The following is an 18,264-nucleotide window of genomic DNA, read 5'->3' as shown; positions in this document are numbered from 1 at the left end:
AGTTGAAAGGTTTTAAATGTAGTGCGATGTTTTCCGCGCGCCGAAACCCACCGTGGGTATAAACGGCAATGGCGGGTTACGGCGCGCGGAAAAACTTTGTCGTATATCAGAGGTTCAAGGGTTGGCGCGCCTAACCCGCCCTGCGATTCTGCAATAAACATATTATTCGCCGGCAACCGACATCCGCTCGATCAAAATCGATCCGGTACGGACATTGCCGCGCAGATCGACATCGTTACCGACAGCCACGATATTCCTGAACATATTCTTCAAATTACCGGCGATCGTGATTTCCTCGACCGGGTATTGTATCTTGCCGTTTTCGACCCAAAAACCGGCGGCACCGCGCGAATAGTCCCCCGTGACCATATTCACTCCCTGCCCCATCAGTTCGGTCACGAGCAGGCCGGTGTCCAGCAGCTTCAACATCCCGTGGAAATCCTGCGTGCCCGGATCGATGGTCAGATTGTGCACGCCGCCGGCGTTGCCGGTGCTCTTCATGCCCAGCTTCCGGGCCGAATAGGTTCCCAGCACGTAACTGCGGACGACGCCTTGGCTGACGATGTCGTGCGGACGGGTCGCGACGCCTTCGCTGTCGTACGCGGCGCTGCCGAGTGCACCGACCAGATGCGGCTGCTCGTGAATGTGGATGAATTCCGGAAAAATTTGTTTGCCGAGCGAGTCCAGCAGAAAAGAAGACTTCCGGTACAGTACGCCGCCGCTAATCGCGCCGATGAACGAACCGAGCAGGCCGGCCGCAACCTCCGCCGCATACAGCACCGGACATTGCCGGGTGCTCAAACCGCGCGCGCCGAGACGCCTCAACGTGCGTTGGGCGGCTTTTTGACCCACATGAATGGCCGACTCCAGATCCGAAGGATTCCGGGCCACGCTGTACCAGTAGTCGCGCTGCATGTTGCCGCCGCGTTCGGCCAGCACCGAACAGCTCAAGGAATGCCGGGTGGACATCGTTCCGTGCAGGAAGCCCAGCGTGTTGCCCAGCACATGGACGCCCTGATGGGTATTCACGCTGGCGCCTTCCGAGTTGCTGATTTCGGGATCGTAACCGCGCGCGACATCCTCGCATTCGATCGCGAGAGCGATCGCCGCTTCGGCATCGATCGGCCAGGGATGGTTCAGTTGGAGATCGGGAAATTCGGTCGCCAACAACTCCCGATCGGGCAGACCGGCACAGTCGTCGGCATTCGTGTACCGGGCGATGCTGCAGGCTGCCGCGACAGTGTCCTTGATCGCCTCGGGAGAAAGATGCGTGGTGCTTGCCGAGCCCTTGCGCCGATCAAAGTAAACCGTTACGCCAAGGCCCTGATCGCGGTGATGTTCGATCGTTTCGACATCGCCCATCCGGGCCGTCACCGACAGGCCGTTTTCCTGGCTGAGGCCGGCTTCCGCGGCGCTGGCGCCCTGCCGAAGAGCCTCGTCCAACAAGGACTGGACTATAGCCTTCAATTCGTTGAGTTGATCCTGGTTTTGCAAAATAGACTCTTGGGGTTCCGTGTCGGATTGCTTGGCGAACCCGACCTGATGATTTAAAGACCTGCCAGATTTTGAAAACCCGGCAGGTCTGATGATTTTTTCAAAAATCGATTAAACACTCGTCCCGCCCACGGTCAAGCCGTCGATTTTCAGAGTCGGCTGACCGACGCCGACCGGCACGCTCTGGCCTTCCTTGCCGCAGGTGCCGACGCCGGAATCCAGCTCCAGATCGTTGCCGACCATCGATACGCGAGTCAAGACGTCCGGCCCGTTGCCGATCAGGGTGGCGCCTTTGAGCGGCCGGGTAATCCTGCCGTTTTCGATCAGGTACGCCTCGCTGGCCGAAAACACGAACTTGCCGGAGGTAATGTCGACCTGACCGCCGCCGAAGTTTTTCGCGTAAATGCCTTTCCCGACGCTGCGAATGATTTCTTCCGGATGGTGCGGACCGGGCAGCATGTAGGTATTGGTCATCCGCGGCATCGGCGCGTGCGCATAGGATTCCCGACGGCCGTTGCCGGTCGGCTTGACGCCCATCAGCCGCGCATTCGTCTTGTCCTGCATGTAGCCTTTCAGGATGCCTTTTTCGATCAGGACCGTCCGCTCGGTCGGAGTGCCTTCGTCGTCGATATTCAGCGAACCGCGGCGACCCGGCAGGGCGCCGTCATCGACGACCGTACAGAGATCGGAAGCGACCCGCTGTCCCACCCGGCCGCTGAACGCGGAAGTACCCTTGCGGTTGAAGTCCCCTTCCAGCCCATGTCCGATCGCTTCATGCAACAGAATGCCCGGCCATCCCGGCCCCAGGACGACGGTCATATTGCCGGCCGGCGCCTCGACCGCTTCGAGGTTGACCAATGCCTGGCGCACCGCTTCGCGGCCGTAATTCAGCGCCCGGTCCTGTTCGATGAAATAACGGTAGTCGCTGCGCGCGCCGCCGCCCATGCTGCCCTGCTCGCGCCGGCCGTCCTGCACGACGATCACGGTCACGTTCATCCGCACCAGCGGCCGCACATCGGCGGCCAATGCGCCGTCCTGCCCCGCAACCAGGATATGGTCATGGACGCCGATCAGGCTGACGATCACCTCCTCGATGCGGGAATCCAGCTTGCGCGTTTCGCTTTCGACCCGGCGCAATAAATCGATTTTCTGCCGGTCTTCGAGCGACCGGATCGGATCGGCCGGCGCGTAATGAGACGGCCAGCTCGGCGGCAAGGACAATCCCACGCTGGCCTGTTGCGCCTGGCGCACGATCGCCTTCACGTTATTGACCGCCTCCATCAGGACCGGCAGTTCGATCCGGTCACTGTAGGCAAAGCCGGTCTTGTCGCCGGACACGGCCCTCACGCCGGCGCCTTGCGCGATGTTATGGCTGCCTTCCTTGATGATGCCTCCTTCCATGACCCAGGATTCGGCACGGGTGGACTGGAAATAAATATCGGCCGCATCCGCTCTGGAAGACATCAGGCGGCTCATGATCGTATCGATTTCGCTTTCGGTGATGCCTGAAGGCTTCAGGATGGCTTGTTTGGCCAGGGTGATCAATTCCATTAATACGGTTCGGTTAGAATAAAAGGACGCAAGTCAGTATAAAATCATTAATCTTCGCGAAGATCGTCTTTCAACGTGAAATAGAGCGATCTCAACAGTTTTTCGGCACCGCCGCCGGCCGGTTTGCCCTCCTCCGTAGCTGCCTCGCCGGCGATCTCTTCATCATCACGGTCGGTTCTTTTCCGGTACTCTGCGTCCTTCCCTGGCGCAACGGTCACTTTCGTGACGGACTCTTCCGGCGAAACGGTCAGCACGTAGGCCTGTTTCTCATAATCGTCACTGAACAGGCCGAGGGTTTTTTCGATCATGGAACCGTGCTTGGACACATAACTGTCCGCATCGTAACTGACGTAAAACTTACCCTTGTCATGTTCAAGATCGGTGACTTCGATCCCGCTTTGGATCATTGCGCGCTTCAGCGAGTTCCAGGCCGTATCGAAGGGCTGCCTGAGCGTCAGCACCCAGGGCGGCACCTCGCTAATCGAGACGGCCTGATCGCCCAGGCCTTTCTTGATTTTCGCTTTGACCTCATTGCGGTCTTCATCGGCGGCCGAAGCGGCGTCTTCCGGCCGCTTATCCGCGCCCGCGTTTTCCGGCGCCTCGCCAGCCGGCTCCTGCTTTTCGATCACCAGTGTAGGGGGCTTTTCAAGCGTCGAGGTGTCGCGGTAACGCGGATCTTCGGATGCACAGGCTGCCAGCAACAAGCCGGCAAACAGTAAACCGAAATGCAGCCGCATAGCTTCTTCCTTAAATGAATCGGCGGTGCTGCAGCACCGGAAACGCCGTACGAACTTTTTCGAGACGCTCCAGATCGATGTCGGCCATCACGAAGCCGCCGCCGGTCTTGCAGCAATCCAACACCACGCCCCACGGATCGACGATCATGCTGTGCCCGAAGGTCTTGCGTCCGTTGATATGAAATCCGCCCTGATTCGGCGCGATGATGTAGCACAGATTTTCGACCGCCCGGGCGCGCAGCAGCAGTTCCCAGTGCGCGGCACCGGTCTCGGCGGTAAACGCGGAGGGAATGATCAGGATTTCCACCCCCATCCGGGCCATTTCTCTAAAAAACTCCGGAAAGCGCAAATCGTAGCATACGGCAATGCCTATCCGACCGAACGGGGTATCGAAAACCAGAGGGCGCGCGCCGGCCTCGATCGAATCGGATTCCCGGTAGACTTCATTCGTGCCCGGCACGCTGACGTCGAACAGGTGCATCTTGTCGTAGCGTGCAACCCGTTCGCCGTGGTCGTTATAGATCAGGCAGGCGGCTCTGACTTTATTTTCGGCATCTCCCGCGATCGGCATCGTGCCGCCGACGATCCAGACCCCGTATTTCGCGGCCGTTTCGGATAAGAAATTTTGAATCGGCCCCTGGCCGTCGGTTTCCTTGATCCGTATCTTGTCCAGTTCATGCTCGCCCATCAGCGCAAAATTTTCCGGCAGCGCGACCAGTTTCGCACCGGCCTTTGCCGCTTCCGCGATCAGTTTTTCGGCTTCCAGCAGATTGGAGCCGACATTGGGACTGGAAGCCATCTGGATGGCCGCACACTTACTCATTCATTCCTCTCTCGTTATTGTCTTCATTTTTGCAGCAGCGACGGAAAGTCGGTAATTCCGCTCCAGGTTTTCTGCAGTAAACCTTCCTTTTCATGCAAAGTCAGAATCTCCGCGTTTTCCCAGCTGCCTTTGACCCGATATTGCGAGCCGAAAAAAAAGCCTTCATGCTCGGTGCCGGTGATCGTTTTGTCGATCAAGGCCGCAAACTTGCCCATAATTGTACCAGCAATGGGCACCGCATCGGCACTTTTTGGCGTCACCGTCACCACGTGATCGAGTGTCCGGTTCACGAAATCGGTTTCTCCGACAATCGAAATTTTGGCCGGCACGGCATCGACTACCAGATCGTCGGTGACGGCCTTACCGTAGGCCAGATTAAAGCGGCCTTTAATGCTGTTGAAAGTCAGCCCTTCCTGATACACGTCGCTAAAGTCCAATTGGAGACGTTTGAACCACTGCGCCATCGCCAGAATTCCGAGCACCCGTCCGAAGCCGGGTTCGATGCTCAGGATGCGCCCGCTCTTGAAATCGACGTCCGCAGCGCCCTCCAGATCGGCCAGCGCAAAACGGTAAGGCGGCGCCTGCCAATTCAGATCGAAATCGATCACGCCGCTGGTTTCGGTCAAGTCCTTGTTGATGCCGAGACGGGCGAACAGGGAGCCTCCCTTGACCAACTCCAGACGCCCCCTGGCACGGGTTTGAGAGCGGCCGCCGGCGCTTTTCCAGCTTCCGGTCAACGCCAGTCTCTGGTCTTTGCCCTGCAATTCGAAGCGGTCGAACGACAGGCCGTCTTCGACCCGTTCGGTATCCAGCACAAACCGACCCAGATCGGCTTCATTCCAAAAGGTTTTGGCGCTGCGGACCGAGAGCCGCGGAAAATAGTCGCGCGCCTCCCCTCGGCCTTCATCTTCCAGCCTGAATCGGGTCAGCGCGAAAACATCCAGACGATCCAGATTCAACTCGATCCGCTCCGGCCCCTGCAAGTCGGCCGGCAGCTTGACCCGACCTTTCAGAATGGCAGTGTCGATGCTGCCCTCCCAGTACGCATCCGATCGCCGCAAGTCGAGGTCGAACCGCCCGAGGCCGGTTTCCCCCCAAAGCCCCTGGCCGCCGTGCACCTTGATCTGCGCGACATCGAATTTACTTTTCTGGCCTGAGGACGGGGTGCCGGTCAACCGGATCCAGTCCCGCAATTGCAGCCGGTCGCGATGGATTTCAAGCAGCAGGCCGGGCTCGCTGCGCGGCTCGGCCCGGCCATCGCCCAACAGGATATGGCCCGACTCGACATGCGGCTTGTTCAAACCGATTTTGAGCGCGGCGCTGAAATCGTTGCCGTAATGCAGTTGGACCAGTGCCGTATTCCGATCGTCAAACTCGAAAGCAATCGACAAAGGTTTCTGTTGATTTGCCGGTTTTGCCAGCATATCGGGCAAATCCAGCCGCACCCCATTCAAATCGGATTGGGCTGTCAAGGTCGGCTTGCCCTCCGTATGCGGCAGGCGCAAGGCAAGCCGGTAAGCGGCCTCTCCCCGCGCGAAATCGAGCCAGGGCATATCGAGTTTGATACGGAGCGCTTCAATGCCGGCTCGCCCGTCGGCACGCACTTCGGTTTTAAAGCCGTCCGTGTCGAGGTTGATTTTGACCGGACGATCCAGAAAGCTGGCGGTAAGACTATCGCCATAGACGCCTTTCCCGTCGAACTTGAGATTTCCGGTCAGGTTTTTCAATGTCAAAGCGGGGGACTTCAGCCCCAACACGGCATCCTTGAACTGCGCTTCCACATCGGTCCGATAACCGCCGCCGTTTTCCAAAGGAATTTCCAAATTCAGGTTGAACTTGGCTTTCCCTTGCGGCGCCGCAATACGCAAAAACGCATTCGTGCGTTCGGCCAGGGGAGAGTTCCGCACGAATTCGAGCGCCTGGCCGATATCACCCTCCAGCTCGCCTTTGATCGCCAGCTTACCGGCGGCCTCCAGACTCCGGATGACGACATCGCCCTGCTTCACCGCTACGCCGTAAAACGCCCCCTGCCGCACAGCCACATTCAGACTCTGCCGGTAAAACAAGACTTCGGCCGCCGCACCGGTCAGATTCGGCCAGCCCGATTGATAGGCAAGCTCCACATTTTCCGCGTCGAAGAGAACTTCGAAGACGCCTTCGGAGCCTGTAAACGGAAAATCCCCCGGATTGCCGTACAGCAGAAATCCGCCTTTCGGGATGGAGCCTTTCACAAACGCATGATCGAGCCAATCCACCACGCCGGACGCGATGCTTTTGGCCGGCAAATAGCGGCTGATCACTTTGACGTCGGAACAAGAAAACCGGCTCTGCAGATCGATAAACGGCTCGCCGCCTTCGTCCGGAACGGAAAACTGCAAGCGGCTGTCCGTCTTGATGCCACGAGACTCCAGCGTCAGCAACGGACTGGCAATGGACAGCCCTTCGTCCGTATGCCGCCATTGGACAGTCCCCGCTACTCGATCGAGCGGGAGCGGTTCGCGAAACAGGCCCGGCGCATGGAATACCGCATCTTCGCCGGCCAGTTCGATCGCGCCCTGCTGCCGGTTGCCCCGGATCCGTCCGGACAGATTCTCCAGTCCGGGCAGTGCACCGACCGCCGCGAAGCCCGCCTGGTTGAAGCCGCCGTTCACCGACAGGATTTGTCGGTCGAAATCCGCAAACAGCGCAAAATCGCGCAGTTCGCCTTTCGGATTGAAATCGCGCAGCGACTTGGCCGCCGCATTTTCCTTCGGCAGCAGAAAACGGCCCAACAGAGCGGCTTCCTGCAGTTCCAGGCGCTCGGCATACAACGCCATCCGCCGCGCGGCCTTTTCCTGTCCGCCTGCATTTTTGATGCTGAGTACCGCATCGGGCCAGGTTTTGATCTCGTCGCGCTCGCGGGTCTTCAGTACGAATTCCTTGAGGTTAAGCTGCCACTGCCTTTCGCTGAGCCCCAGATAGAAACGGCTTTGCAGTTGTTCGGCGACGAAGGGTTCGGTACCGGGCCTGTTCAACCTCAAACCGCGAATATCCGCCTGGGCGTTAACCGCCACCGCCTGCGTCTGCCGCCAGTCGCTCCAGATCCTGAGATCGCCGTGCCCGGACGCCACCGTAATCGCCATCGGCAGATCGAGCGTCACCCATTCCGGCAAATTCAGGTTGCGGCCTTCGAGAAAGGCGCGGCCTTGCAGGTTTTTGAAATCGAACAGATTGCCGGCGAAGTCCACCGACACCCGCAGCGTTTCGCCAAACTTTTCGGGTAACCGCATCAGTACGTTCAACCTATGGCGATCGCCCTCGTTGATCAGCGCCATGTCGACGGACTCGAACGTCAACGGCCGTCCCTGTTTCTGCTCGTCCTGCCAAGCAATGTCGCTGTCGAGCACCTCGTATTTGCCGGTTTCGAGCAGCCACAACGGGTCGCCCTCGCCTTCCCTCAGGCCGGCGATGCTCAATTTGCCGTCGGCATTGCGTTTGACGGTCAGTTTCGCGCCGACCAGCGTCACCCAGGACGAGGCCAGCAGATCCCTTTTGAGAGCGGCCTTCAGCAGATGAATGCCCAAACGGATTTCCCTCAGCTCGATCGCATTGCGTTCGGCCGACGCGATCGAGGCGATGCCGATATCGCTGAGCACGACCTCGGGACTGAAGCCGCGCATCCGGGCGCCGAGCCGGCCGATCGTGACCGGAGCGCCGACCATCACGCCGACCCGCGACGCCAGCCGGGCCTTGTAGCCTTCGACGCCGGACAAGGCCAGGCGCACGCCGGTCATGCCCAGAGCGGCGGCGATCAATCCCCAGAAAAGCAGATGCCGGGCAGCCCGGCTAACATGGCGGATCATAAAAACGGGTGAAAAGCCAAGGATGCTCTAGGCTGGGATCGAAGCTTTTTTCGCAGGATGACGGGCGCCTTTCGCCTTACAAAAGCACCACATCGTATTGCTCCTGATTGTACTCGGCCTCGGCGCGGAACTTGATCTGCACGCCGAGAAACGCTTCGAGTTCCGCCAGCATGTCGGCCTCTTCGTCGAGCAGCATTTCGACCACTTCGTTCGAGGCCAGAACGAGCAGCTGTTTGACCTTGTATTGCCTGACCTCGCGGATGATTTCGCGGAAGATTTCGAGACACACCGTCTCCGGCGTTTTCAAGACGCCGCGGCCGCCGCACGCCTTGCAGGGCTCGCAAAGGATGTGTTCGAGGCTTTCCCGGGTCCGCTTGCGGGTCATTTCGACCAGTCCGAGCACCGACACCTCGGTGATCTTGGTCTTCGCGTGATCCTTCTCCAGATGGCGTTCGAGCGCCTGCAGCACCTGGCGCTTGTGCTCGTCGCTCTGCATGTCGATGAAGTCGATGATGATGATGCCGCCGAGGTTGCGCAGCCGGAGCTGGCGGGAAATCGCCTGCGCCGCTTCGAGGTTGGTCTTGAAGATCGTCTCTTCCAGATTGCGGCCCGAAACATAACCGCCGGTGTTCACGTCGACCGTCGTCATCGCCTCGGTCTGGTCGAACACCAAATGACCGCCGGACTTCAGCTTGACTTTGCGGTCGAGCGCCTTTTGAATCTCGCTTTCGACATTGTAGATTTCGAATACCGGGCATTCGCCGGTGTAATGCTCGATCACCGGCACGATCTCGGGCACGAATACTTCGGCAAACTCGACCAGCCGGTGATAGGTCTCGGTCGAATCGACCCGTACCCGATCGATGCCTTCCTTATAGAGATCGCGAAGCGTGCGGATGCTGAGCGGCAGGTCCTTGTGAATGAACTGCTTGGCCTTGGCGCCGGCAATCTTTGCAGAAATCGCCCCCCAGAGCTTCAGCAAAAAGGTCATATCGGCGATCAATACCGGCTCTTCGACGCATTCGGCCGCGGTCCTGGCGATGAAGCCGCCGCAATTGTGCTCCTGGCGGAACGCATCGAGGCAGGCTTTCAGGCGTGCCCGTTCTTCCTCGCATTCGATCCGGTGCGAGACGCCCGAATTGTTCGCATAGGGCATATAGACCTGATAGCGCGACGGAATCGAGATTTCGGTCGTGAGCCTCGCCCCTTTGCTGCCGATCGGGTCCTTCACCACCTGCACGACGATGTGCTGGCCTTCGTAAAGATAATGCTCGATGTTTTCGGAGCCTTTTTTTTCGAGCTCTTTGCTGGACAGGTCGGACAGGTGCAAAAACGCGGCCCTGGGCAGGCCGATATCGACGAAGGCGGCCTGCATGCCGGGCAGCACCCGGCAGACTTCGCCTTTATAGATGTTTCCCACTAATCCGCGCTGGCGGGTGCGTTCGATGATGAGTTCCTGCAAAATGCCGTTTTCGATGACAGCAACGCGCGTCTCCGGCGGCGTCACGTTGATTAGAATTTCTTCACTCATGCAAAACCTGGATACCTTGTTGTAAAAGAAGTTCGGCCGTTTCGAACAACGGCAGCCCGACCACGCCGGAAAAACTGCCCCGGATCGACTGCACGAATACACTGCCGAGTCCCTGGATCGCATAACTTCCGGCCTTATCGGCCGGCTCTGAGGTTGCCCAGTAGGCCAATATTTCCCGTTCGCTGAGCGCCCGGAAAGTGACATGGGTCACATTCAGCGCCTCGCCGTGTTCGTTCCCGCGCAGCGAGACCGCACTGTAAACCTGATGCGTTCTCCCCGACAATCGGCGCAACATCATGATGGCATCCTCCTTATCCTTCGGTTTGCCCATAATCTGCCCGCCCAATACGACCGTGGTATCGGCGGCAAGGACCGGCAAACCCATATGCACTGCTTGCGCATGACAAGCCGCCGACTTTTCGGCCGCAATCCTACGTACGTAGTCATGGGGTGCTTCATTGCACCGAGGCGACTCGTCGATGTGCACCGGCCAAATCTCGTAAGTCATACCGATCTGATCCAGCAATTCACGCCGACGGGGCGAGGCCGAGGCAAGAATGATCCGGGCTTTCATCCGCGATGATAAGGATGGTGGGTCAAAATACTCCAGGCGCGGTAAAGCTGCTCGGCCACGACGATACGTACTAAAGGGTGCGGGAAGGTCAGATTCGACAAACACCAGGATTCGCGAGCCGTTTTTTTAACCGCCTCGGCCAAGCCTTCCGGCCCTCCGATCAATAAAGCGAGGTTCTGGCCGCTTTCGAGCCAGCGTTTCAACGCCGTGGAAAGCTCGGGAGTGGACCAGGGCTTGCCTGCCAGATCAAGCGTAACCGGATGGCAATTCGCCGGAATCGCAGCCAGCATCCGGTCGCCTTCGTCCTTCACGATCCGGGCGACATCACAATTTTTGCCCCGGTTGCCCGGATTAATTTCCTTTAAAATCAACTCGCATTCCCGCGGCAGCCGCTTCGCATATTCGTCGTAACCTTGCTGCACCCATGCGGGCATGCGGTTTCCTATCGAGATCAGATGTATTTGCATCGGAGCAGGATACCGAGAAGCGGCGCTTGTTGCAATGCGGAGCGTGCAATTGCAGTAGTTCCGGCAGAGGGCTCAATTCGGCACATTGATGTTACAACGGATTATGGTGGCTGGATAAATTGATTGAGACACACTATTTTACAGCCAGATTGATGCGATCTTAAATGCTTGGGGAGTCAAATGAAAAAGGGTATTCGGAATTGGGTGTTGAAAAGTTAAAGTTTGGCTGAGACAGAAATTTCATTCATTGTTGAAATACCGTGCTCGGTATTGCTTCCAGAAGATCACAGGCAGCACTCGGCCAATTTGAGACATTTAAAGATTCCGAAATGGCTTCAGCAAAAAGTCGGCTCTATGTTACTAAGGATTCGGCTCCGAATAACTGCCCGGCCAAAGACCTGCCAGGTTTTAAAAACCTGGCAGGTCTGCAACGTATGCAGGGAAGTTAATTGCGGCCGAATCCTAAGCAGCCATTAATAAAATTATCGTTTTTTCTTCCCTTCAACAATCAATTCAATGGGCATCCTCGATTCATAAATTTTGTGAATGGCAGCATGAGTAAACATCATTTAACACCTGGGTAGCGCTCTAGTATGGTGTATTGGAACATAACCAACAATGAGGTATAAAAAATGAATCGTTTAGTCAAATTTAGCGCTATCTTACTTTTGGGAGTAGCTTGGCGAGCAGGTGCTGGAGGTAATTCGAATTTCGAGGTTCTGGCCAACCTGGACCAGGGGCCGGGCAATGTCACCGTGACGCAGGAGGGACGCATCATCATGAGCCTGCATCAGTTTTACGCGCCCGAGTTCTCTGTTGTTGAAGTGCAGCCGAATCATGCGTTGACGCCGTTTCCTTCACCAGCATTAAGTGCTTTTATCTCGCGATCGGCATTGAAGCTCGATTCGGTTCTGGGCATCCGTTCGGACAAAAACGGCATTGTCTGGATGCTTGATAACGGCATGCGCGGCAAGGCCACGCCGAAATTGGTCGGCTGGAATAGCCGTACCGATCGATTGCACCGCGTCATTTATTTGCCCCTTCCATTAACCGGTGAACACGCTTTCGTGAATGATTTTGTGGTCGACCTGCGCCACCAACATATTTATATCAGTGATCCGGCCGGCGGCAGCGATGCGGCATTGATTGTCGTAAATATAACAACAGGTTCTGCGCGACGGGTGCTGCAAGGCCATCCCAGCGTGCTTCCGGAAAACGTCGATCTGATTATCGACGGAAAACCGGTTCAGGTCAGGGAAGCGTCAGGGCGTTTGGTCAGACCGCATATCGGCGTCAATCCGATCACGGAAGACCTGAACAACGAATGGGTCTATTATGGCCCGATGCACGGGCATGGCCTGTACCGGATCAAGGCGGCCGATCTGACCGATGAAAGTCTCGATGCGCAGACGCTGGCAAAGCGGGTGGAACGCTATAGCGATAAACCGATTTCGGACGGCATCACAATCGACCAAGCGAATAACATCTATCTCGGCGAATTGGCCGAAAACGCGATCGGCGTCATTGCGCCGGATCGGACTTACCGGCGGCTTGCCCAGTGCCCGCGCTTGTCCTGGGTCGATTCCTTCAGCTTCGGACCGGAGGGCCGTTTGTACGCGGTAGTCAACCGGCTGCATCAATCAGCTGTGCTGAACGGCGGCGAATCGGCATCGAAGCTTCCTTATTATCTGCTGCAAGTCAAACCGCTCGCCCCCGGTCTGCCGGGGCGCTAAGCCAACCTCATAGGGCGGCAAAGGTCTGGCCGATGTCAGTAAGGAGCCCGCGCAGCCAGACCAGCGCTGGGTCCTTGTCGCAGAGCGGATGCCAAATCATCGTCAGGTCATAGTCCGGCAGATCGACCGGGACCGGAAAGATGTCGAGCGCCGCAAAGCGGGTGAACTGTTTGGCGGTCCGCTGCGGCAGCGACAGGACCATGTCGGTTTGCGCGACGATCAGCGGCGCCGATAGAAAATGCGGCACGATCAATTGAATGCGCCGCTCCATGCCCATTTCCTGCAATTTCTGATCAATCAGTCCAACCGGGCTGCCGGTCCGCGAAATCAGCATATGCGGCAATGCGACATAATCGGTTAGTGACAAACCGTCTTCTAACATCGGATGCCCCTTTCGGGCCAGACAGGCCATGCGATCGCTGAACAAAGTCTGACGATGCAGATGGGAAGGCGGATTCAACACCGATTCAAATCCGAGCACCACGTCCAGGCTGCCGTTTTCGAGGGCTCCTGTCGGAAACGAGGCTTCGGTGCGTTTGACCTGGACTGCAATGCCGGGCGCGAGGCGGCTGATCCGTTCGGATAGCGCTGGCAACATCAGAAGTTCCATGTAGTCGGTCGCAGCCAGTACGAATCGGCGCTGGCTGGTCAGCGGATCGAACGCCGCCGGCAACCGAATCAAATGCTCTACTTCTTTCAAAACTTCCTTGACCGGGTCTATCAAAGCCAATGCCCTCGGCGTCGGCTTCATGCCGCTTGGCGTTTTGATCAGCAGCGGATCGTCCAGTTGCTGGCGCAGCCGGTGCAGAATATGGCTCATCGCCGATTGGGTAACGAACATCCGTTCCGCGGCGCGTGTCACGTTCAATTCTTCCATCAGCACATCGAAGGCCACCAGCAGATTCAGATCGAAATTTCTTAGCGAAGTCATAAAAAAGTATCCCTGCCGCGATAAAAGCTGCATTTTTCCATGGTACTACGCCGGCGCGGAGCTGTACGTAGGTCCTCATGATAGCGAAAAATCACCGGGTTCCCGGTAATGAATTTGCTCAATGGCGGCATGAATTTTCACCATTTAACAAGCCGACTCGAAGTATTTAATCTATCTCCCCAGCGTGTTGTTGGCCGATTCAAGTATCCGCTTTCCCCTCATTTAAGTGATCCTCGGCGGCTGGACAATGCGCACCTTTTTTCATTTCATCCTAGGAGATGTGAATATGTCGCTACCTATTACTACGCAATCAATCAAGCCCTATTCGGGCGAAAAAGCCAGGCTTGTCAGGGCTTACGATTATCTGATTCTGGTCCTGGCCCTGTTTCTTTTTATCGGCTCGTTCCATCTGCATTTCGCACTGACCGTCGGCGACTGGGATTTCTGGGTGGACTGGAAGGACCGGCAGTGGTGGCCGTTGGTCACGCCGCTGATGGGCATCACGTTTCCGGCGGCGGTGCAGGCGGTGCTGTGGGATAAGTTCCGGCTGCCGCTCGGCGCGACCTTGTGCGTCGCCGCCTTATTAATCGGCACCTGGGTCACCCGGATCTTTGCCTATCACTACTGGAATTATTTTCCGGTCAACATGGTGCTGCCGGCAACGATGCTGCCCGGCGCGCTGGTGCTCGACGCGATTCTGATGCTGAGCAACAGTTTCACAATTACCGCCATCATCGGCGGCAGCGCCTTCGCCTTGCTATTTTATCCGAGCAACTGGCCGATTTTCGCGCTGTTTCACATGCCTGTCGAGTATGCGAATGCCCAACTGACCCTCGCCGATTTATTCGGTTTTCAATACATCCGAACCGGAATGCCGGAATACCTGCGCATTATCGAGCGCGGCACGCTCCGCACTTATGGCCAATACGCGGCGCCTCTGGCCGCCTTCTGTTCGGCGCTGCTGTGCACGCTAATGTATGCCTTGTGGTGGTACATCGGCAAGTGGTTTGCGACAACCCGTTACCTGAACAAAATCTGATCGGAGATAGCAAGATGAAAATCAGAATTACAAAATGGGTTTACACCATCGGATTGATTATCATAGGTTTAGGCGGGCCAGTACAAACCGCTCTCGCCCACGGTGAGAAAGCTCTGGAACCGTTCATCCGGATGCGCACGATCCAATGGTATGACGTGGCCTGGTCCAAACAACAATTCAAGGTCAACGAGGAAGTAACCGTAAGCGGCCGTTTTCATGTCGCCGAAGACTGGCCGGTCAGCGTGCCGAAGCCGGATGCGGCGTTTTTAAATGTATCGACGCCGGGGCCGGTGTTGATCCGTACCGAGCGTTGGTTGAACGGCAAGCCGTGGGTCAACTCGGTGGCGCTGCAACCGGGCGGCGATTATGAATTCAAGATCGTGTTGAAAGGCCGTCTGCCGGGACGCTACCACATCCATCCGTTCTTCAATTTGAAGGATGCAGGTCAGGTAATGGGTCCGGGCGCTTGGCTCGATATTTCCGGGAATGCCGGCGATTTTAGCAACGAAGTCAGAACATTGAATGGCGAAATCGTCGATATGGAAAGCGTCGGTCTCTTCAATGGTATCGGGTGGCACCTGTTTTGGGGCGTGCTGGCGACAGCCTGGCTGCTTTGGTGGGTACGCCGGCCGCTGTTTATCTCCCGTTACCGGATGTTGCAGGCCGGCATGGAAGATGAACTGATCACAGTTAATGATCGCTTGATTGCCAAGGTCGTGCTGGCGGCAGTGCCCGTGGCTGTACTCGCCATCAACGCGGTCACGGTCAATCGCTACCCGAACGCGATTCCCCTGCAGGCGTCTCTGGACCAGGTATTGCCGCTGTCCGCCCAGGTCAATGCGGGCCAGGTCGATGCAGAAGCGGTCAAAGCCGAATATATCATAGCGAAGCGGATGATGATCTTTACCGTCAGGGTCAATAACCGCAGCGATAAGCCGGTTCAGCTCGGCGAATTCAATACCGCGAACGTCAGCTTTATCAATCCCGAGTTGCCGGCCGCCTCCCAGGTTTCGACGATCGAGGCAACTTTGAGGCTGGATGATAATACGCCGATTCGACCGGGTGAAGAGCGAACGATCTCCGTAACAGCGCAAGACGCCTTATGGGAAACCGAGAAGCTGGATGGCCTGATCAACGATGCGGACAGCCGCGTCGGTGGCCTGCTGTTTCTTTACGATAGCGAAAGCGGCGAGCGTTACATCTCGAGTGTATCCGCCGCCGTGATACCGAAGTTTTAATCATTCATTAGGAGACCTAGCGGACCTGGCGGCATTCCGTATGGCGCTCTCCAAGGTGGGGACGTTGACCGGCCAGAACGATAGCTCCCTATATCATCAAGAGGAGAACCCTTATGGCTACAACATCAGAAAATATGCCCGTTATCACATCAACCGGGAACCGTCTACCCTGGTATTTGCAGGATTTGCCACGATACCTGAAAACCTTCGGCGTGCTAACCGTCATGTATATCGGCTTGCGTCTGTACCAGGGCGCTTTTGCGGTCTCGGCAGGGCTCGATTCGACCGAGCCGGCGTTCGAGCAATACTGGATGCGGTTGTTTTATATTGAACTGGCGGTCATCGCGGTGGTAATGACCGGCCTGTGGTCTTATTTATGGCTTACGCGCGATCGGCAGCTGGACAAGCTATCGCCTAAGGAAGAGATTCGCCGCTATTTCACGCTGACGATGTGGATCAGCATCTATACCTTCGCCGTGTATTGGGCCGGCAGTTATTTTGCCGAACAGGACAATTCCTGGCATCAGGTCGCGATTCGCGATACGCCGTTCACCGCCAATCACATCATCGAGTTTTATTTCAATTTTCCGTTGTATGTGATTCTTGGCGGCTGTGCCTGGCTTTATGCCAGAACGCGGCTTCCCCTGTATGCGCAAGGCATTTCCCTACCGTTAACCTTGGCCGTGTTCGGCCCGTTTATGATCCTGGTCAGCGTCGGCTTCAACGAATGGGGACATACCTTCTGGTTTCGCGAAGAATTCTTCGCCGCGCCGATTCACTGGGGCTTTGTGATCGGCGTCTGGTTTGCCCTGGGGGTGGGCGGCATTCTTCTCCAGGGCGTCACCCGCTTAATCGACTTATTGGATAAGATTGAGGATGCGGAATAACGCCGGGATGAACATAAACAGAATAGATTCCGCGCCCCAGCGGTTGCACTATGCCTGGATCGTATTGGCAGTGACCTTTGCGTGTCTGTTTTTCGCCGCCGCGCTCCGGTCATTGCCAGGCATCCTAATGCTGGCGCTAGAACACGAGTTCGGCTGGACCCGAGACACGATCAGCGGCGCCGCGGCGTTGAATCTGCTGCTATTCGGAATCTCCGGGCCATGGCTGGGCCGCTGGATGGATCTCTATGGACCCAAACGCGTATGTTTGGTCAGCATTGCGCTGCTGGCGCTCGCTGCCGGGGCCTGCACCATGGCCAGTGAACTATGGCAGTGGTATCTGCTGTGGGGAGTCATGGCCGGCATCGGCTCCGGAGGGACGTCAATCGTGCTGGGTTCGGCCTTGATCAACCGCTGGTTTACTGAGCACCGGGGATTGGCGCTCGGCGTGCTCGGCGCGGCGTTTTCATCGGGCCAACTGGTTTTCACACCGCTGCTGATGCAGATCAACATGGATTTCGGCTGGAGACCGACTCTTCTGCTATTGGCTGGACTGTTAGGGTTATTGGTGTTGCCGCTCTCGGCCTATTGGCTCGCTGACGAACCTATCCTGAAAAGGTGTCGTCCATACGGTAATGCCGGCAATGAGATAAAGCACGTGCCGGCCGATCCCAGGCCAATGCGCAAAGCGATACGTCAATCCCAGTTTTGGTTGTTGGCAGGCAGTTTCGCCATTTGCGGCTTCACTACATCCGGTCTATTCCAAACCCATCTGATTCCGCACGGTATCGAGCATGGATTTACAGAAATGGGGATGGCGGTATCACTGGGCTTGATGGGTGCGACTGACATTGTGGGCACCATCTTATCCGGCTGGCTTTGCGACCGTTTTGACAAAAGCAAATTATTGGCCATTTATTATGGCTTGCGCGGTCTGTCGCTAATGGGGCTGCTCTTCGTGGAGTCTATTGAACAAATGCTACTGTTTTCGATGGTTTATGGTTTGAACTGGCTCTCCACGGTACCCGCAACCTCGGCGCTGACCGCCGATTTGTTCGGCAAAAATAACGTCGGCGTCGTATTCGGTTGGATCTGCTGTGCCCATCAAGCGGGCGCCGCATTGGCTTCGTACTCAGCCGGCTACCTGCATAGCCGGCTGGGCAATTATCATCTGGCCTTTCTTTGCTCAGGCCTGTTTGCCTTATTAGCAGTGCTCATGGTTGTTAGAATTCGCAAATAAATTGAGATTCGGCGTTTTAGGAAAATATCCGGCGACAAATCGGTCACTGCTTCAGTCGGATAAGGGGAGAAAAGCAGACGGTTGAGAGGAAAAATAGTTAGCGACGAGTTTTGGGTCGATGACTGCTGCTCAACTTTTTCTAGCAAGCGATAAAAAAGTGACTTTTAGGCAGCGGTTCTG

Annotated in this window: 14 protein-coding genes; 5 read left to right on the top strand and 9 right to left on the bottom strand. The window is 56.8% G+C overall.

Features of this window, described 5'->3' with window-relative positions; all coding sequences use genetic code 11:
* Positions 1 to 162 precede the first annotated feature (162 nt).
* The 8 genes from pmbA to rlmH all read right to left on the bottom strand — a co-directional run bounded on the left by pmbA (position 163) and on the right by rlmH (position 11,019).
* Positions 163 to 1,494, bottom strand: coding sequence for a metalloprotease PmbA (pmbA, locus tag METAL_RS07030; protein WP_005370935.1), 1,332 nt, complete (start codon positions 1,492 to 1,494; stop codon positions 163 to 165).
* A 111-nt stretch (positions 1,495 to 1,605) separates the two neighbouring features.
* Entirely contained in the window at positions 1,606 to 3,045 is a 1,440-nt protein-coding gene (gene tldD / locus METAL_RS07025) for a metalloprotease TldD (protein WP_005370933.1), read from the bottom strand.
* 47 nt (positions 3,046 to 3,092) lie between these two features.
* A complete protein-coding gene (gene bamC, locus METAL_RS07020; RefSeq protein ID WP_005370931.1) occupies positions 3,093 to 3,782 on the bottom strand; it encodes an outer membrane protein assembly factor BamC in 690 nt (229 codons plus the stop codon).
* 10 nt (positions 3,783 to 3,792) lie between these two features.
* Positions 3,793 to 4,605, bottom strand: coding sequence for a carbon-nitrogen hydrolase family protein (locus tag METAL_RS07015; protein WP_005370929.1), 813 nt, complete (start codon positions 4,603 to 4,605; stop codon positions 3,793 to 3,795).
* Positions 4,606 to 4,628: 23 nt separating this feature from the next.
* Complete coding sequence (locus METAL_RS07010; RefSeq protein ID WP_005370927.1) at positions 4,629 to 8,447, bottom strand: YhdP family protein; 3,819 nt, start codon at positions 8,445 to 8,447, stop codon at positions 4,629 to 4,631.
* Positions 8,448 to 8,523: 76 nt separating this feature from the next.
* Entirely contained in the window at positions 8,524 to 9,978 is a 1,455-nt protein-coding gene (rng, locus tag METAL_RS07005) for a ribonuclease G (protein ID WP_005370925.1), read from the bottom strand.
* Positions 9,971 to 10,552: a Maf family protein gene (locus METAL_RS07000; RefSeq protein ID WP_005370923.1), complete on the bottom strand. Its 582-nt coding sequence runs from the start codon at positions 10,550 to 10,552 to the stop codon at positions 9,971 to 9,973. Before METAL_RS07000 ends, rng begins: the two co-directional genes overlap by 8 nt.
* On the bottom strand, positions 10,549 to 11,019 hold the full coding sequence (gene rlmH, locus METAL_RS06995; RefSeq protein WP_005370921.1) for a 23S rRNA (pseudouridine(1915)-N(3))-methyltransferase RlmH: 471 nt from the start codon (positions 11,017 to 11,019) through the stop codon (positions 10,549 to 10,551). The genes METAL_RS07000 and rlmH overlap by 4 nt, the downstream gene beginning before the upstream one ends.
* 632 nt (positions 11,020 to 11,651) lie before the next feature.
* Here rlmH and METAL_RS06990 point away from each other — a divergent pair.
* Positions 11,652 to 12,752, top strand: a complete 1,101-nt coding sequence (locus METAL_RS06990) for an L-dopachrome tautomerase-related protein (RefSeq protein WP_005370919.1) — start codon at positions 11,652 to 11,654, stop codon at positions 12,750 to 12,752.
* A 7-nt stretch (positions 12,753 to 12,759) separates the two neighbouring features.
* On the opposite strand, the gene METAL_RS06985 is transcribed toward METAL_RS06990, so the two are convergent.
* Positions 12,760 to 13,683 carry a LysR family transcriptional regulator gene (locus METAL_RS06985; protein WP_005370918.1) on the bottom strand — a complete coding sequence of 308 codons (924 nt, stop codon included), beginning with the start codon at positions 13,681 to 13,683 and terminating at the stop codon, positions 12,760 to 12,762.
* Positions 13,684 to 13,969: 286 nt separating this feature from the next.
* Between METAL_RS06985 and amoA the strand changes: the two genes are divergently transcribed.
* The 4 genes from amoA (at position 13,970) to METAL_RS06965 (ending at position 18,084) form a co-directional block, all read left to right on the top strand.
* The gene (gene amoA / locus METAL_RS06980; protein WP_005370916.1) at positions 13,970 to 14,722 is read left to right on the top strand and encodes a bacterial ammonia monooxygenase, subunit AmoA; all 753 of its coding nucleotides are present in this window, start codon (positions 13,970 to 13,972) and stop codon (positions 14,720 to 14,722) included.
* A 14-nt stretch (positions 14,723 to 14,736) separates the two neighbouring features.
* Positions 14,737 to 15,960 (top strand): bacterial ammonia monooxygenase, subunit AmoB, encoded by a 1,224-nt coding sequence (gene amoB, locus METAL_RS06975; RefSeq protein ID WP_005370915.1) that lies wholly within the window; start codon positions 14,737 to 14,739, stop codon positions 15,958 to 15,960.
* Between the two features lie 113 nt (positions 15,961 to 16,073).
* Entirely contained in the window at positions 16,074 to 16,847 is a 774-nt protein-coding gene (gene amoC / locus METAL_RS06970; RefSeq protein WP_005370914.1) for a bacterial ammonia monooxygenase, subunit AmoC, read from the top strand.
* A gap of 7 nt (positions 16,848 to 16,854) precedes the next feature.
* On the top strand, positions 16,855 to 18,084 hold the full coding sequence (locus METAL_RS06965) for an MFS transporter (protein ID WP_040578481.1): 1,230 nt from the start codon (positions 16,855 to 16,857) through the stop codon (positions 18,082 to 18,084).
* Positions 18,085 to 18,264 lie beyond the last annotated feature (180 nt).

This window comes from Methylomicrobium album BG8 (genome assembly GCF_000214275.2).
GTDB classification, from domain to species: Bacteria; Pseudomonadota; Gammaproteobacteria; order Methylococcales; family Methylomonadaceae; genus Methylomicrobium; species Methylomicrobium agile.
This window is presented reverse-complemented; position numbering and strand designations above follow the sequence as displayed.

Bases quoted from the DNA above. Each gene is read 5' to 3' on its own strand.
- tldD (WP_005370933.1), bottom strand. From the start codon at position 3,045: ATGGAATTGATCACCCTGGCCAAACAAGCCATCCTGAAGCCTTCAGGC.
- bamC (WP_005370931.1), bottom strand. From the start codon at position 3,782: ATGCGGCTGCATTTCGGTTTACTGTTTGCCGGCTTGTTGCTGGCAGCC.
- METAL_RS07015 (WP_005370929.1), bottom strand. From the start codon at position 4,605: ATGAGTAAGTGTGCGGCCATCCAGATGGCTTCCAGTCCCAATGTCGGC.
- METAL_RS07010 (WP_005370927.1), bottom strand. From the start codon at position 8,447: ATGATCCGCCATGTTAGCCGGGCTGCCCGGCATCTGCTTTTCTGGGGA.
- rng (WP_005370925.1), bottom strand. From the start codon at position 9,978: ATGAGTGAAGAAATTCTAATCAACGTGACGCCGCCGGAGACGCGCGTT.
- METAL_RS07000 (WP_005370923.1), bottom strand. From the start codon at position 10,552: ATGAAAGCCCGGATCATTCTTGCCTCGGCCTCGCCCCGTCGGCGTGAA.
- rlmH (WP_005370921.1), bottom strand. From the start codon at position 11,019: ATGCAAATACATCTGATCTCGATAGGAAACCGCATGCCCGCATGGGTG.
- METAL_RS06990 (WP_005370919.1), top strand. From the start codon at position 11,652: ATGAATCGTTTAGTCAAATTTAGCGCTATCTTACTTTTGGGAGTAGCT.
- METAL_RS06985 (WP_005370918.1), bottom strand. From the start codon at position 13,683: ATGACTTCGCTAAGAAATTTCGATCTGAATCTGCTGGTGGCCTTCGAT.
- amoA (WP_005370916.1), top strand. From the start codon at position 13,970: ATGTCGCTACCTATTACTACGCAATCAATCAAGCCCTATTCGGGCGAA.
- amoB (WP_005370915.1), top strand. From the start codon at position 14,737: ATGAAAATCAGAATTACAAAATGGGTTTACACCATCGGATTGATTATC.
- amoC (WP_005370914.1), top strand. From the start codon at position 16,074: ATGGCTACAACATCAGAAAATATGCCCGTTATCACATCAACCGGGAAC.
- METAL_RS06965 (WP_040578481.1), top strand. From the start codon at position 16,855: ATGAACATAAACAGAATAGATTCCGCGCCCCAGCGGTTGCACTATGCC.